Origin of the sequence: Paraburkholderia sp. BR10937 (assembly GCF_040965695.1) — a bacterium.
In the GTDB taxonomy this organism is placed as follows: Bacteria; Pseudomonadota; Gammaproteobacteria; order Burkholderiales; family Burkholderiaceae; genus Paraburkholderia.
Map to the genome: position 1 here is coordinate 1 of NZ_JBFRCL010000053.1, position 15,743 is coordinate 15,743.

At 65.4% G+C, this 15,743-nt stretch carries 15 protein-coding genes; all 15 read right to left on the bottom strand.

Translation table 11 applies throughout. From position 1 onward, the window contains the following. Positions 1-165: 165 nt before the first annotated feature. The 15 genes from AB4Y44_RS32395 to tsf all read right to left on the bottom strand — a co-directional run bounded on the left by AB4Y44_RS32395 (position 166) and on the right by tsf (position 15,580). Positions 166-951 carry a TrmH family RNA methyltransferase gene (locus tag AB4Y44_RS32395; RefSeq protein ID WP_368701830.1) on the bottom strand — a complete coding sequence of 262 codons (786 nt, stop codon included), beginning with the start codon at positions 949-951 and terminating at the stop codon, positions 166-168. A 102-nt stretch (positions 952-1,053) separates the two neighbouring features. Continuing rightward, positions 1,054-1,842 carry a ribonuclease HII gene (gene rnhB, locus AB4Y44_RS32400; RefSeq protein WP_342921360.1) on the bottom strand — a complete coding sequence of 263 codons (789 nt, stop codon included), beginning with the start codon at positions 1,840-1,842 and terminating at the stop codon, positions 1,054-1,056. Next, on the bottom strand, positions 1,839-3,008 hold the full coding sequence (lpxB, locus tag AB4Y44_RS32405) for a lipid-A-disaccharide synthase (RefSeq protein WP_368701831.1): 1,170 nt from the start codon (positions 3,006-3,008) through the stop codon (positions 1,839-1,841). Before lpxB ends, rnhB begins: the two co-directional genes overlap by 4 nt. A gap of 3 nt (positions 3,009-3,011) precedes the next feature. Next, entirely contained in the window at positions 3,012-3,800 is a 789-nt protein-coding gene (lpxA, locus tag AB4Y44_RS32410; protein WP_342921362.1) for an acyl-ACP--UDP-N-acetylglucosamine O-acyltransferase, read from the bottom strand. A 78-nt stretch (positions 3,801-3,878) separates the two neighbouring features. Continuing rightward, positions 3,879-4,343, bottom strand: a complete 465-nt coding sequence (gene fabZ, locus AB4Y44_RS32415; protein WP_342921363.1) for a 3-hydroxyacyl-ACP dehydratase FabZ — start codon at positions 4,341-4,343, stop codon at positions 3,879-3,881. Positions 4,344-4,586: 243 nt separating this feature from the next. Further along, on the bottom strand, positions 4,587-5,660 hold the full coding sequence (lpxD, locus tag AB4Y44_RS32420; protein ID WP_342921364.1) for a UDP-3-O-(3-hydroxymyristoyl)glucosamine N-acyltransferase: 1,074 nt from the start codon (positions 5,658-5,660) through the stop codon (positions 4,587-4,589). Positions 5,661-5,697: 37 nt separating this feature from the next. Next, positions 5,698-6,246 (bottom strand): OmpH family outer membrane protein, encoded by a 549-nt coding sequence (locus tag AB4Y44_RS32425; RefSeq protein WP_342921424.1) that lies wholly within the window; start codon positions 6,244-6,246, stop codon positions 5,698-5,700. Between the two features lie 71 nt (positions 6,247-6,317). Beyond that, positions 6,318-8,624 carry an outer membrane protein assembly factor BamA gene (gene bamA / locus AB4Y44_RS32430; RefSeq protein WP_069265622.1) on the bottom strand — a complete coding sequence of 769 codons (2,307 nt, stop codon included), beginning with the start codon at positions 8,622-8,624 and terminating at the stop codon, positions 6,318-6,320. Between the two features lie 68 nt (positions 8,625-8,692). Next, positions 8,693-10,081, bottom strand: coding sequence for an RIP metalloprotease RseP (gene rseP / locus AB4Y44_RS32435; protein ID WP_342921365.1), 1,389 nt, complete (start codon positions 10,079-10,081; stop codon positions 8,693-8,695). A 109-nt stretch (positions 10,082-10,190) separates the two neighbouring features. Beyond that, entirely contained in the window at positions 10,191-11,372 is a 1,182-nt protein-coding gene (locus tag AB4Y44_RS32440; protein ID WP_368701832.1) for a 1-deoxy-D-xylulose-5-phosphate reductoisomerase, read from the bottom strand. Between the two features lie 37 nt (positions 11,373-11,409). Then, positions 11,410-12,219, bottom strand: a complete 810-nt coding sequence (locus tag AB4Y44_RS32445) for a phosphatidate cytidylyltransferase (RefSeq protein ID WP_342921367.1) — start codon at positions 12,217-12,219, stop codon at positions 11,410-11,412. Continuing rightward, a complete protein-coding gene (locus AB4Y44_RS32450; RefSeq protein WP_254339278.1) occupies positions 12,213-12,989 on the bottom strand; it encodes an isoprenyl transferase in 777 nt (258 codons plus the stop codon). The genes AB4Y44_RS32445 and AB4Y44_RS32450 overlap by 7 nt, the downstream gene beginning before the upstream one ends. A 72-nt stretch (positions 12,990-13,061) precedes the next feature. Continuing rightward, entirely contained in the window at positions 13,062-13,622 is a 561-nt protein-coding gene (gene frr / locus AB4Y44_RS32455) for a ribosome recycling factor (protein WP_110384055.1), read from the bottom strand. A gap of 92 nt (positions 13,623-13,714) precedes the next feature. Then, positions 13,715-14,431 (bottom strand): UMP kinase, encoded by a 717-nt coding sequence (pyrH, locus tag AB4Y44_RS32460; RefSeq protein ID WP_028204061.1) that lies wholly within the window; start codon positions 14,429-14,431, stop codon positions 13,715-13,717. Between the two features lie 267 nt (positions 14,432-14,698). Then, on the bottom strand, positions 14,699-15,580 hold the full coding sequence (gene tsf / locus AB4Y44_RS32465) for a translation elongation factor Ts (protein ID WP_069265617.1): 882 nt from the start codon (positions 15,578-15,580) through the stop codon (positions 14,699-14,701). Positions 15,581-15,743 lie beyond the last annotated feature (163 nt).

Below are 15,743 nucleotides of genomic sequence, written 5' to 3' on the forward strand. Positions count from 1 at the left end.
GGGAGCGGCTGAAGTCTCTTCCCAACGAAAAACGACCCGGCCGCGCATGCGACCGGGTCGTCAAGTCCCGCCCCTCGCGTTACTCCGTTCGGTACCTTAAAAAAGACCTTAACTGAACGGCATTAGCATCTGAGCGGGCTTTTTTATTGCTCACCGGCGCGCGCGTCAACGTGCGTGGCGCTGCTGCCGGCATTGCTCGAACACGCACACGGCCGCCGCCGCCGCGACGTTGAGCGACTCCATGCCGCCCGGCTGCGGAATCGTCACGCGCAGCGCGGCCGCGTCGCGCCATACCTGCGAGACGCCCGCGCCTTCGTTGCCGAACACCCACGCGACCTGACCCGTGAGATCGGCCTCGTCGATCGCCTGCGCGCCGTGCGAATCGGTGATCACCACCGGCACGCCGAGCATCCCGACGAGCGCTTCGGCCTCCACGTTTTCGTAGACCTGCAAGAGGAAATGCGCGCCCATTGCCGAGCGCAGCACCTTCGACGACCACACATAGGCCGTACCCGGCGTGCAGAACACCGTGTCGATGCCGGCCGCCGCCGCGCTGCGCAGGATCGAGCCGACGTTGCCGGCGTCCTGCAAGCCGTCGAGCACGAGGCAGGTCGATGCGACGCGCTCGGGCAACTGCGCTTCAGGCATATCGACGAGCAGCAGCAGCCCCACGCCGTGCACTACGTTCGAGAGCTGCCCGAAGAGCGCATCGGGCAGTGTAATCACGCGGCGCTCGTCGACGCGGGCGACGATCGCCTGCGCTTCGTCATGCGCGAGCGCGCCTTCGGTCACGACGCAGTACTCGGGCTGTGTGCCGCCGTCGAGCCACGCGCTCGCGAGATGGAAGCCTTCGAGCAAGGCCTGATGGCTGCGCCGCTGTTGATGCGTCGAGCCGGCGAGCGCCTTGAGGCGCTTGTAGAGCGGATTGTCGCGCGAGGTAATGGCTTTCACGGGCGGCTCTGGCGGGTCAGATGAGGATCGGGAGATGGAAAAACGGCGGCGCGGCAATACGCGAAACGGCGCAGGCTCGCGCGAGACGCCGTCAGCGGCGGCTCAAGAAAGCGGCGCGAAGGCGTCGTCTGCTTCGAGGCCGGCGACGTCGCTGACCACCGTCGAAGCACCGGGCAGGACGATGCCGTGCAGTACATACGCGTCGCGCACGGGCGCGAACGAGCGCCGGTGGTGCTCGCACGGACCATGCACGCGCAACGCCTCGAGGTGCTGCGGCGTGCCGTAGCCCGCATGGGCGTCGAAACCGTAATGCGGATGGAGTTGGTGCAGATCGACCAGCATGCGGTCGCGCGTGACCTTGGCGATGATCGACGCCGCCGAAATGCTCGGCACGAGCGCGTCGCCGCCGATCACGGCCTCGCTGCGCACCGGCATCACCGGGCAGCGATTGCCGTCGATCTTCGCGAGCGTCGGCACGATGCTCAAACCTTCGACTGCACGCCGCATCGCCAGCATCGTCGCGTGCAGGATGTTGAGGGTGTCGATTTCCTCGACGCTCGCCGATGCGACGCACCACGCGAGCGAGCGTTCGACGATGCGCTCGTAGAGCGTTTCGCGCGCCTGCGCCGTCAGCATCTTCGAATCGTTGAGCCCGCGAATCGGCCGAGCCGGATCGAGAATCACGGCCGCGGCAACCACAGGCCCGGCGAGCGGCCCGCGGCCGGCTTCGTCCACGCCGCAGATCACGTCGTCCGGCGATTCGAACAGCAGTCCGGCCTGGCGCGCCGCCTTGCGACGCGCGGCGAGCTTGAGCGCCGCCTGCGACGGCGGCTTTTTCTCCGCCTGCGCTGTCGTGCGCCTGGCCGTGCGCTTGATCGTGCCCTCGCTCATGCCCGCCCCTTTCGGCCTTCGACGATGCTCGCGACCACCTCGGCCGCGCGCTCCGCGGTGTTCTGGCGCAGGGTCAGATGCATCTGCGTGAACACCTCGGTCAGCGTGCGCCGGTTTGCCTCGTCCTGCAACTGCGTGAGCGTCGCGTCTGCAAGCGCCTCCGGCGTCGCGAAGTGCTGCAGGATTTCCGGCACGACGAAGCGGCCCGCGAGAATGTTCGGCAGGCCCACGTACGGCAGATAGGCCTGGCGGCGCATGATCTGCCCCGTGAGCCAGGGCACCTTGTAGGAGATGACCATCGGCTTCTTGAGCAGCGCCGCTTCGAGCGTGACCGTGCCACTCTTCACGAGGATCGCGTCGGCGGCTGTCATGGCGAGTTGCGACTGGCCGTCGATGATCGTGAGCGCGAGACCCTGATGCGCGCTTGCGAGTTCCTGCAGCTGCGCGTGGATGGCCGGCGTTGCCGCCGGCATCACGAAACGCAGCGCCGGCTCGCGCCGCTGCATGATCTGCATCGCGTCGAAGAAGGTCGGGCCGATCAGGTTGATTTCCGAGCGGCGGCTGCCCGGCAGCACCGCGATCACCGGGCCGCTTTCCGGCAGGCCGAGCGTGCGGCGCGCGCCGGGCATGTCCGGTTCGAGCGGAATCTCGTCGGCGAGCGGATGGCCCACGTACGATGCCGCCACCCCGGACTTCTCGAGCAGCGCCGTTTCGAACGGAAACACGCACAGCATGTGATCCACGGCCTTCTGGATCTTCTTGATCCGACCGCCGCGCCACGCCCAGATCGACGGGCAGACGAAGTGGATCGTCGGAATGCCCGCGTCGCGCAGCGCGTGCTCGAGGCCGAAGTTGAAGTCAGGCGCGTCCACGCCGATGAAGGCGTCAGGCGGTTCGGCCAGCAGCTGATGCTTGAGCTCGTTGCGGATGCGCAGAATCTCGGGAATGTGCCGCAGCGCCTCGACGTAGCCGCGCACCGAGAGTTTTTCCATCGGCCAGTGCGCGTCGAAGCCGGCGGCCGTCATGCGCGGGCCGCCAATTCCGTAGTACTGCGTAGTGTCAGGCAAGCGGGCTTTGAGACCCGCGAGCAGCGATGACGCAAGCAGGTCGCCGGACGGCTCGCCGGCGACCATTGCGAGGCGCAGCGGACGCGTTGTCAGCGCCATCGATCAGCGAATGATGCCGCGTTGCGACTGCTCGACGAAGTCGAGCAGCGCCTTCACGTGCACGTCGCCGTCGCCGCCCGCCTGCGCGAGGTCGGCGAGTTGCACCTTCGCCTCTTCGAGCGAGAGCCCGTTCTTGTAGAGCGTGCGATACGCCGAGCGCAGCGCGGAAATCGCGTCAGCCGAAAAGCCGCGACGGCGCAGACCTTCGACGTTGATGCCGTGCGGCACCGCCTTGTTGCCGGCGGCGATCACGAACGGCGGCACGTCCTGCACGAGCGCCGAGGCGCCGCCGACCATTGAATGCGCGCCGATGCGCACGAACTGGTGCACGCCGGTCATGCCACCGACGATCGCATGGTCTTCGACGAACACGTGACCCGCGAGCTGCGCGTTGCTCGACATGATGACATTGTTGCCCAGACGGCAGTCATGGCCCACGTGCACGTAGGCCATGATCCAGTTGTCGTCGCCGATGATCGTCACGCCGGTGTCCTGCACCGTGCCCGTATGCAGCGTCGTGAACTCGCGGATGGTGTTGCGGCTGCCGATCACGAGTTTGGTCGGCTCGCCCTTGTACTTCATGTCCTGCGGACGGCCGCCGATCGACGCGTAGTGGCCGATCGTGTTGTCTTCGCCGATCGTCGTGTGGCCTTCCAGCACGCTATGCGAACCGACCTTCGTGCGCGCGCCGATGGTGACGTTCGCACCGATGACCGCGAACGGTCCGATTTCGACCGATTCGTCGATCTGCGCGCCCGACTCGACGACCGCAGTGGGATGGATCCTGCTCATTCGTCCTCGCTCTCCGATTCTGTTTCCGTGCGCCGGCGCCTCGAGGTCAAGGCGCGCTGCGGCATGCGGCGGCGCTTCTTATTGCGCCGCGTCCATTTTCTTGACGGTGCACATGAGTTCCGCCTCGCAGGCCACGGCGCCTTCCACTTCGGCCACCGCCTTGAACTTCCAGATGCCGCGCATGTAGCGCTCGAACGTCACGTTGAGGATGAGCTGGTCGCCCGGCTCGACCACGCGCTTGAAGCGCGCGCCGTCGATGCCCACGAAGTAGTACAGCGTGTTCTCGAAGTCCTGCTCTTCCTCCGAGAACGTGAGCAGCGCGGCGGTTTGCGCCAGCGCTTCGAGAATCATCACGCCGGGCATGACCGGACGCTGCGGGAAGTGTCCCGTGAAAAAGGGCTCGTTGACCGTCACGTTCTTCAACGCCTTGATGCTCTTGTGCGGCTCGAGCTCGATGACCCGGTCCACCATCAGGAACGGATAGCGGTGCGGCAGCAGCGTGAGAATCTTGTGGATGTCGAAGTTGAGTTTTTCGATGTTCATGGTGGTTCTGCTCACGCAGGAATTGCGCGTGTGACTTTCGATTTCGATATTCGAGGCGCCGGACCAAACTCGCCCGCGCTGACGCGAAGTATGCGCCACGCCCGGGCTCCCGTGCATGCGTATTGCCCCGGGCGGAGGGCACCCCCTGCGGGGAATCCCCAAGGCGAGCGGCTTTGGCCGTCCGCTACGCAAAGCGGCGCGCCGCTCCCGCGACACGCCGCCCGCTACCTCGATACTGCTTTCTTATTCGCCCTGCGGCTTCTGGGCTACCGCCGCCTCCAGCGCCTTGATACGGTCGCGCAGCTTGTCGATGTTACGCAACAGCGCCGCGCTCTTGTTCCAGTCGGCGTGATCGACCGCCGGGAAAGCGCTCGTGTAGATGCCAGCCTTCGGCAACGACTTCGAGACACCCGACTTCGCCGTGACGATCACGTAGTCGCCCAGCGTGACGTGCCCCGCGATGCCCACCGCGCCGCCGATCATGCAATGGCGCCCGATCGTCGTGCTGCCCGCAATGCCGGCGCAGCCCGCGATGACCGTGTACGCGCCGATCCGGCAGTTGTGGCCGATCTGCACGAGGTTATCGATCTTCACGCATTCTTCGATGATCGTATCGGCCATCGCGCCACGGTCGATCGTGGTGTTCGCGCCGATTTCGACGTCCGGCCCGATGGCCACGCCGCCCACCTGCGGAATCTTGACCCAGCTACCCGTGCGCGCGTCGCCTTCGCCCGTGAAATCGGGGGCGAAACCAAAACCGTCCGAGCCGATCACGGCGCCGGCATGCACGATGGCGCGCGGGCCGAGCTTGCAGCTGTGGTAGACGGTCACGCCCGGATACAGGTGCGAGCCCTCGTCCACCTGGGTGCCGCGGCCGATGAAGACGTTCGCGTCGAGCCGTACGTTTTCCCCGATCACGGCGCCCGCTTCGACCGTGACGTTCGGGCCGATCACCGCGCTCGCGGCAACCTGCGCCTTCGCGTCGACGTGGGCGCTGGCGTGGATGCCCGGCTGCGCCTTCGGCGCGGCGAGGTCGATATACGCCTGCGCGACACGCGCGAAGTAAGCATACGGATTCGGTGTGACGATGAAGTTGCGTCCTTCGCGCGATGCGAGCTTCTCGAGGTCGCCGGGGCTGATGAGCACCGCGCCCGCGCGGGTCGTCTCGACCTGCGCGAGATACTTCGGATTGGCGAGGAACGCGAGCTGTTGCGGACCGGCCTGGTCGAGCGGCGCCAGCGAACTGACGCGTTGCGTCGCATCGCCCACCACTTCGCCGCCGAACCGCCCGACGATGTCCTCAAGCGTAAATGCCATGCGCGTGCTGCTCCTGCCTTAGTTGCTTTTCGTTGCCTTAGTTGCTGCTGCTACCGCCGGCGCTATTCGCTGCGAGCGCCTTCAGCACCTGATCGGTGATGTCGATGCGCGGGCTCACGTACACCGCTTCCTGCACGATCAGGTCGTAATGCTGCTGCTCGGCGATCTGCTTGATCACCTTGTTCGCCCGGTCGAGCACCGCCGCCAGTTCCTCATTGCGGCGCTGGTTCAGGTCTTCGCGGAATTCGCGCTGCTTGCGCTGGAAGTCGCTGTCGAGCGCGGACAGGTCGCGCTGCTTCGACGCGCGATCGGTCGGCGACATCGACGGGCCGTTCTTGTCGAGCGAATCGGACATCGATTTCAGGCGCTGCGCCATGTCCTGCAGATCCTTGTCGCGCTTGGCGAACTCGGCTTCGAGCTTGGTCTGCGCGGCCTTCGCGGGAGCGGATTCGCGCAGGATGCGATCGGAGTTCACCGCCGCGATCCTGGCTTCCTGCGCCTGCGCCACGCCCATGCCAAAACCGAGGAGCGCCAGCGACACGGTTATCGCCCCGATCGACCGTCTGGAAAACATACCCGTTAGCAAAGTCATCCTCTCGTTTCCTGGAGTCCGGCGTCGTGCGCTGCGCGCGCAACGAACGCCGGGCAAAACATACGTCAGAATGCCGTCCCGATCTGGAACTGGAACTTCTGGTACTGGTCGCCCGTGTGCTTGGTCACCGGGAAGCCCAGGCTCAGCTTGAGCGGGCCGATCGGCGAAATCCACGCGAGACCGAAGCCGTAGCTGTAACGCAGGCCGTTGGCGCCGATACTGTTGCCTTCCGTGCCCCAGACGTTACCACCATCGACGAACGTGAAGACGCGTAGCGTGCGGTCATAGCCCGTACCCGGCAGCGGGAAGGTCAGCTCGATGTTGCCGACCAGCATCTTCGAGCCGCCGATCGGGTCGTTCGTCGTCTTGTCGCGCGGACCCAGCGAGCTCGGCTCGTAGCCACGCACCGAACCGATACCACCGGCGTAGTAGTTCTTGAAGATCGGGTACGGCTTGCCGCTGAGGCCGTTACCGTAGCCGCCCTGGAAGTTCAGGCCCAGCACGAAGCCGCGCGCGAACGAGTAGTAGTACTGCGCCTGGATATCGGCCTTGTAGTACTGCGTACCGCCAACCGGCGTGCCGTACTCGGCGTTCGCCTGCGTGAAGTAGCCCTTGCTCGGTACGAGCGCGCTGTCACGCGCGTCGCGCGACCAGCCCACCGTGAGCGGCACGTTGTTCGACACGCGGCCAAACTGGTTCACGTAGTCGATATAGCTCTGCGGCGTGTTCGAGTCGACGTCGAGCGTGTCCTGCTCGAAGCCGGCGCCGAAGTAGACCGTGTCGACTTCCGAGAACGGAATGCCGAACTTGAGGTCGCCGCCCATCGTAATGATGCGGAAGCTCGAATCGGTCGAGTAGTACAGCGGCTGGTACGTGCGGTAGTAGACGTCGGTAATGCGCTTGATGCCGTCCACCGTGAAGTACGGGTCCACCTGCGTGAGGGCCAGCGTGCGGTACGTCTTCGCGGTGTTCACGTTCAGCGAGAGCGAGGTGCCCGAACCGAACACGTTGTCCTGCGACACGCCCGCCGACAGCACCACCTTGTCCGTCGACGAGAAGCCCGCACCCAGCGTGATCGCGCCGGTCGGCTTTTCGGCAACCTTCACGTTGACGTCCACCTGGTCGGCCGTGCCTTCCACGGGCACCGTGGTCACGTCGACGTCGGTGAAGTAGCCCAGACGGTTGATACGATCCTTCGACAGCGCGAGGCGATTCGAATCGAACCACGAGCTTTCGAGCTGGCGCATTTCGCGGCGCACGACTTCGTCGCGCGTGCGCGTGTTGCCCACCACGTTGATGCGGCGCACGTACACGCGGCGGCTCGGATCGACCTGCAGCGTGAGATTGACCGTGTGGTTCGCCTGATCGATCTGCGGGAGCGCGTTGACGGTCGCGAACGCGTAACCGTACTCGCCGAGCTTGTCGACGATGGCCTTGGTCGTGGCCTGCAGCTTCTCGGCCGAGAAGGTATCGCCCGGCTTGATCTTGATGAGCTTCTTGAGCTCGGCCTCGCGGTCGAGCAGGTTGCCCGACAGCTGGATGCCCGACACCTTGTACGGCTCACCTTCGTGAATGCCGATGGTGAGGTACATGTCCTTCTTGTCGGGCGAGATCGAGACCTGCGTCGAGTCGATGTTGAACTCGAGGTAGCCGTGATTCAGGTAGTACGAGCGCACGTTCTCGAGGTCGCCCGTGAGCTTTTCCTTCGAGTAGAGGTCGTTCTTCGTGTACCACGAGAACCAGTTCGGCGTGGACAGCTGCATCTCCGAGAGGAGCGTGCCGCTGCTGTACGTCTTGTTGCCGATGAAGTTGATCTGGCGGATCTTCGCGCTCGGACCTTCGACCACCGAAAACAGCAGACCGACGCGATTGCGGTCGATCGGCGTGACCGTGGTCGTGACCTCGGCGGCGTAAAAACCGCGCGTGAGGTACTGGCGCTTGAGTTCCTGCTCGGCCTTGTCGACGAGCGCCTTGTCGTAGTAGCGGCCTTGCGAGAGACCGACTGCGCGCAGCGCCTTCGTGAGGTTGTCCTTGTCGAATTCCTTGATGCCCGCGAAGTCGATCGTGCCGATGGCCGGGCGCTCCTGCACCTGCACCACCACTACGCCGCCTTCGGTGGCGATCTTCACGTCGTTGAAGAAGCCCGTCGCATACAGTGCGCGGATGGCCTCGGACGCCTTGTCGTCGGTGAACGTGTCGCCCTGCTTGATCGGCAGGTAGGCGAACACCGTGCCCGGCTCGACGCGTTGCAGCCCTTCGATGCGGATGTCCTGAACCACGAAAGGCGTCGTTGCTGCGTGGGCAACGAGTCCATGTGCGGCGATCGCCGCGGCCGCAACCGTTTTTGGAACCAAGCGATGAGGTCTAAACAACGTGCTTCCCCAATTATGTATAGCTGCATCAGGTCAGGCGGCCCGCCCACGGACGCCGCCAGACATCTTTAAAAATGGATTAACCGAGCCAGATCGTTGAACAACGCGATCGCCGACAGTGCGACGATGCAGGCAAGTCCCGCGCGCTGCAGTACGAGCTGCCAGCGGTCCGAGACGGCTTTGCCCGTTACGGCTTCAACCGCATAATATAACAGATGCCCCCCGTCCAATACCGGAATTGGGAGCAGATTCAATACGCCGAGGCTGATGCTCACGAGAGCGAGGAACGACAGGAACGCCGAAGGACCGAGTCTCGCGCTCTTGCCGGCATAGTCGGCAATCGTCACCGGGCCCGACAGATTCTTCAGCGAGGCTTCGCCCGTGATCATGCGGCCGAACATCCGCAGCGAATATACGGCGATGTCCCACGTGCGATGCGCACCGAGCCGCACGCTCTCGAGCGGCCCGTAGCGCACATCCACGGAAGGCGCCTGCGCCGAGAGCGCCGCGCCGATTCGACCCACTTCCTCACCCGTCTGCGCGTCGCGCTGCAACGCGGGCGTGACCGTGAGCGTGAGCGTCTGCTGCGCGTGCCCGGCAGCGTCGCCGCGCGCGACCGTGAGCCGCACGGGCTTGCCTGCACGCGCCTTCACGTAGGCGATGAAAGTGCTTGCGCTGTCCACGGGCCGGCCGTCGACGGCGCGCAGTTGGTCGCCCGCCTGCAGCCCGGCATGTTGCGCCGCACTACCCGCCTCCACGGCCGCCACCCTGAGCGTGTTGCCGCCCGCCTCGAGGCCGAGCTTCGCCATGAAGTCGTCGTCGAGATCCTTGCCGGTCAGTTGCGAGAGATCGAGCGGGAAATCGTAGGTGCCTTCGCCATCACGCGCGGCAAGGACGACATGGCCCTGGTCGAACGCCGTGCCGAGCAGCTTCCAGCGCAGGTCCGACCACGAACGCACGGGCTCGGTGCGGCTGCCGTTTGCATCGCTCACCGAAAGAATTGTTTCGCCGCCCTGGAAGCCGGCCCGAGCCGCCGCGGTTTGCGCGGGCGGCGCCGCGACGATGGCCTTCTGCTCGGTCACCCCGCTCGCGTAGACCACCGAAAAGAGCGCAATGGCCAGTACGAAATTGGCGATCGGCCCCGCCGCGACGATCGCGATGCGCTTGCCGACCGACTGGCGGTTGAACGCGCGCGGCAAATCGCTCACGGGAATCTGCTCGGGCGATTCGCGCTCGTCGAGCATCTTCACGTAGCCGCCGAGCGGCAGCGCCGCAATGGTCCACTCGGTGCCGCTCTTTTTGCTGACCCACTGGACGAGCGGCCGGCCAAAGCCGATCGAGAAACGCAGGACCTTCACGCCGCACAGGCGCGCGACGCTGTAGTGCCCGTATTCGTGCACGACGACCAGCACGCCGATCGCCACGACGAATGCGACCAGTTCGGTAAGCAGGTTCATGAGCGCCTCCTGGGCTGGAAGCAGCGCACCGGTGCGGAAGCGGCCCCGAGGTCAGGCTTGCGTGCCTGAGGGGCCGCCTGGGCCCTTCCGCAAGCCCCTCGCTGACCTGTCAGGCCGGCACCGGCAGGCTGTCGATGATGGTGTGAGCCGCGCGGCGAGCGGCCGCATCGGCTTCGAGCACGACTTCGAGACTCGACGCGTTGCGGTTCTCGAGTGCGTTCAGTACGGCATCCACCGTCTGGGCGATGGCCATGAAGCCGATGCGCCGGTTCAAAAATGCTTCCACTGCCACTTCGTTCGCCGCGTTGAGCGCCGCGCTCGCCACGCCGCCGGCGGCCAAGGCCTGCATCGCGAGTGCGAGACACGGAAAGCGTGCGTAGTCGGGCTTTTCGAACGTGAGCGTCGCGATCTGCGCAAGATCCAGCTGTGCGACGCCGGAGTCGACGCGGTCCGGGTATGCCAGCGCGTGCGCAATCGGCGTGCGCATGTCGGGGTTGCCTAGTTGCGCGAGCACCGAACCGTCGGCGTACGAAACCATCGAGTGGATCACGCTCTGCGGGTGGATCAGCACGTCGATGCGCTCGCCCGGCAGGTCGAACAGATAGTGCGCCTCGATCACTTCGAGGCCCTTGTTCATCATCGTGGCCGAATCGACGGAGATCTTGCGGCCCATCGACCAGTTCGGGTGCTTGCAGGCCTCGTCGGGCGTCACGTTCACGAGCGTCGAGGGCTCGCGGGTGCGGAACGGGCCGCCCGAGGCGGTCAGGATGATCTTCGTGACGCCGTCGCGCCCGGCGTTTTCGCGCGGGAAGCACTGGAACACGGCGTTGTGCTCGCTGTCGAGCGGCAGCAGCACGGCGCCGCTGTCGCACACGGCGTCGATGAAGATGTCGCCCGACATCACGAGCGCTTCCTTGTTGGCGAGCAGGATCTGCTTGCCAGCCTGCGCCGCCGCGAGCGTGGGTGCGAGACCCGCCGCGCCGACGATGGCCGCGACCACGGTGTCGCAGCCGTCGCTCTTCGAGACTTCGACGAGCGCCTGCGGCCCGTAGGTCACGACGGTCTTCGAGCCGGCCGCGCGCAGCTTGCGCTCGACCTGTGCGGCGGTGTCGGCGTCGCCGACCACGGCCACTTCGGGGGCGAAGCGCAGGCATTGTTCGACGAGTTTCTCGCCGTTGCGATGCGCAGTGAGCGCATAGACCGAGAAGCGTTGCGGATGACGCGCGACGACGTCGAGCGTGCTGTCTCCGATCGAGCCGGTGGAACCGAGCAGTGTGAGTCGTTTTTGCATATTCAAATCTCTAACCGGGCGTCCTGGCCAGGCGCCTTTAGCCGAGCAGCAGCATGGCAAGCGGCAGCACGGGCAGCAGTGCGTCGATGCGGTCGAGGACTCCGCCGTGGCCCGGCAGGAGCCCGCTCGAATCCTTCACGCCGGCCTGGCGCTTCAGCATCGACTCGAACAGATCGCCGATCACGCTGAACGCGACCAGCACCGTAAGTACGAAAAGCGCACGGCCGAGCCCGATCTGGGCGGCGAGCGCGGAATACAGCGTGGGTTCGAACGCGTGCAGCGCGATTGCCGCGCCGGACACCACCATCACAGCGGCCCAGCCGCCCACGGCGCCCTCCCAGGTCTTGCCGGGGCTGATCGAAAGCGCAAGCTTATGCTTTCCGAATGCCTTACCTGCAAAGTATGCGCCGATATCGGCCAGCCAGACCACGAGCAACAGGGACAAAACGAACGCCACGCCGGCCGTGCGCGCGGCCACGAGGGCGTGCCAGCAGGCCGCGAAGACGACGAGACCGGCGGCCAGCAGGAAGGCGCGCCAGGCGCCGGCGGCGAGCACCGGCTTGCGCAGCAGCACGTAAGGACCGGCGATGATCCAGAACACGCCCGCGGCCTGAAAGAGCGGCTGGGGCGCCGGCAGACGCGTGCTGAGCGCCACGGCGGCCGCCGCGATCACGGCGTAGACGATCGAGCCGGCCGCGCCCGCCTTCAGGAGGCGCGCCCACTCCCACGCGGCGAACACGACCACGACGCCGATCAGCGCGCCAAACGCCGCCACGGGCGCGAACAGCGTGATCGGCAGGAAGACTGCCAGCAGGACGAGCGCCGTAATGACGCGGGTCTTCAGCATGAAAGGGAATCGGCGTTCTGGGCGACGACCTGCGCGCTCGTGCGGCCGAAGCGGCGCTCGCGCTCGGCATACGACGCGATGGCGCGGCTGAGCGCTTCGGCGTCGAAATCCGGCCAGAACGTGTCGGTGAAATAGAACTCGGCGTAGGCGAGTTGCCACAGCAAGAAGTTGCTCACGCGCTGCTCGCCGCCCGTGCGGATGAAGAGGTCCGGTTCGGGCGCATAGGCCATGGCCAGATGCTGGGACAGCGTGTCTTCGGTGACGGGAACCGGCTGGCCCGTGGCTGCCGCTTCCTCGACCAGCTTGCGCGTGGCCTGCAGGATATCCCAGCGGCCGCCGTAGTTCGCGGCGATCGTGAGGGTGAGACGGGTGTTGCGCGCGGTTTTGGTTTCCGCGCGGCGAATCAGGTCCTGGATGCGCTCGTTGAACATCGACAGGTCGCCGACCACGCGCAGGCGGATGCCGTTCGCGTGCAGGCGCGCCACCTCGCGCTCGAGCGCGGTGACGAACAGGCGCATGAGGAACGACACTTCGTCGGTCGGGCGACGCCAGTTCTCGGAACTGAAGGCGAAGAGCGTGACGTATTCGACGCCGCGCTCCACGCACGATTCGACGACCGAACGCACGGCATCGACGCCGCGCGTGTGGCCTGCGACGCGAGGCAGGCGCCGCTGGGTTGCCCAACGGCCATTGCCGTCCATGATGATCGCGATGTGGCGCGGCACGGCCGCCACGTCGGGCACGCGAACGGTTGAGCTGGTATAGGTCATGGCCGTCGGACTGTAACTGCGATAAAAAAGGGAAGCCGCCGGAAGTCAGGCGAATCTGGAAGCCCTGAGGCCTCAGACCGTCATGATCTCGGCTTCCTTCGTTTGCACGAGCTTGTCGATCTCGGTCACGAAGCGGTCAGTCAGCTTCTGGACTTCGTCGCTGCCGCGGCGCTCGTCGTCTTCGGAAATTTCCTTGTCCTTCACGAGCTTCTTGAGCTGCTCGTTGGCGTCGCGACGCAGGTTGCGCACGGCGACCTTCGCCGTTTCACCTTCGTTCTTGACGACCTTCGTGAGCTCCTTGCGGCGCTCTTCGGTCAGTGCGGGCATCGGCACGCGGATCAGGTCGCCGTGCGTGGCCGGGTTCAGGCCGAGATCCGACTCGCGGATCGCCTTTTCGATGACCGGCACCATCTTCTTTTCCCACGCCTGCACGCCGATCGTGCGCGCGTCGACGAGCGTGAGGTTCGCGACCTGCGAAATGGGCACGGGCGAACCGTAGTAGTCGACCTGGATGTGGTCGAGCAAGCCGGTATGGGCGCGACCCGTGCGGATTTTCGCCAGATCGCTCTTGAACGCTTCGATCGAGCGCTGCATTTTCTGCTCGGCGCCCTTCTTGATGTCAGCCACAGCCATTTTGATACCTCCGAACCTTCATAACGGAACGGGCCCGCCTGCGCGCTGATGGGCGGCGCGGCCCGTGTTCGAACCTCTCGTGAAACGAGAGTTTACACGTGGACGAGCGTACCTTCGTCTTCGCCCAGAACGATGCGCTTGAGCGCACCCGGCTTGACAATGGAAAAAACCCGGATCGGCAGCTTCTGGTCGCGGCACAGCGCGAACGCGGTGGCGTCCATCACCTGCAGGTTGCGGCCAATTGCCTCGTCGAAGCTGATCGTCGAGTAGCGCGTCGCGGTCGGGTCCTTCTTCGGGTCGGCCGAGTAGACGCCGTCGACCTTGGTGGCCTTCAGCACGACTTCGGCGCCGACTTCCGAGCCGCGCAGCGCGGCAGCCGTGTCGGTGGTGAAGAACGGGTTGCCCGTGCCGGCGGCGAAGATCACGACCTTGCCTTCTTCGAGCTGGCGAATCGCGCGGGGGCGGATGTATGGCTCGACGACCTGGTCCATGCGCAGCGCCGACTGCACGCGAGCCTCGATGCCGGCGTGACGCATGGCGTCCTGCAGCGCGAGCGCGTTCATCATCGTGGCCAGCATGCCCATGTAGTCGGCCGTTGCGCGGTCCATACCGGCCGCGCCGCCCGCGACGCCGCGGAAAATGTTGCCCCCGCCGATCACGACTGCGAGCTGGGTGCCCAGACGCACCACCTCGGCCACGTCTGCCACCATACGTTCGATCGTGGCGCGATTGATGCCGAAGGCATCATCGCCCATCAGGGCTTCGCCGGAAAGTTTGAGCAGGACGCGTTTATAGGCGGGTGTGGGCATGGAGGTATCCAGGATCGCGCGCAAAGGCAATAACTTGAAACTGTAGGGGTGAAATACGGCTTCGGGCAAGCGCCGCCAGAAATAGCGAAGATTTCCGACGCCGCGCACGGCGGGGGACTACCATGCGCGTCGCCGCTACGCTGCCCGCCACGGCGGATTGCTCCGCCACGGCTTACAACTCAGCAAACTGCGGTGCTAACTGCGGTGCTGCAACAACTGCGGTTGCCGCCTGCCGCGCTGGGCGCGACGAGGCGGGCTGACCGGTCTTTATTGCTGCTTTGCAGCAGCGACTTGCGCGGCCACTTCGGCAGCGAAGTCGTCCTGGCGCTTCTCGATGCCTTCGCCCACCACGAAGAGGGCGAACTTCTGCACCGTCGTGCCAGCAGCCTTGAGCATCTGTTCGATCGTCTGCTTGTCGTTCTTAACGAACGGCTGGTTCAGCAGCGAGACTTCCTTCAGGTACTTCTGGACCGAACCTTCGACCATCTTCGCGACGATCTCAGCCGGCTTGCCCGATTCGGCGGCCTTCTGCTCGGCGATGCTGCGTTCCTTGGCGATCAGGTCGGCCGGCACGTCGTCCGACGACAGCGAGACCGGCTTCATCGCGGCGATGTGCATCGCGACGTCCTTGCCCACCTGCTCGTCGGCGCCCGTGTACTCGACCAGCACGCCGATGCGCGTGCCGTGCAGGTACGCAGCCAGCTGGTTGGCGGTTTCGAAACGCGCGAAACGGCGGATCGAGAGGTTTTCGCCGATCTTGCCGACCAGCGCGAGGCGCACTGCGTCGACCGTCGAGCCGTCCAGCGCCAGCGCCGACAGGGCGGCGACGTCAGCCGGGTTTTGCGTGGCGACGAGTTCGGCGATCTTCTTCGAGAAGCCGATGAAGTCGTCGTTCTTCGAAACGAAGTCGGTTTCGCAGTTCAGCTCGACGATCGCGCCGGCGCCGCCGCCAATGAACGACGAGATCACGCCTTCAGCCGTGACGCGCGAAGCGGCCTTGCTGGCCTTGTTGCCGAGCTTCACGCGCAGCAGTTCTTCGGCGCGCGCCAGGTCGCCGTCGGCTTCCGTCAGCGCCTTCTTGCATTCCATCATCGGCGCATCGGTCTTCGCGCGCAGTTCTGCCACCATGCTTGCGGTAATTGCCGCCATCATTCGCTCCTTGAGTCTGTCTGGTACACGCCGCCCGCCTTTCGACGCGGCCGGCAGAAATTCGTTTCCGTCTGAGCCTGCCGTGAAACGCTTTTTTACAGCTGCTTCTACAGGGCTACGGTGCCGCTCATATGACGCGGCAACGAAAGTCGCGGCTTAAAAA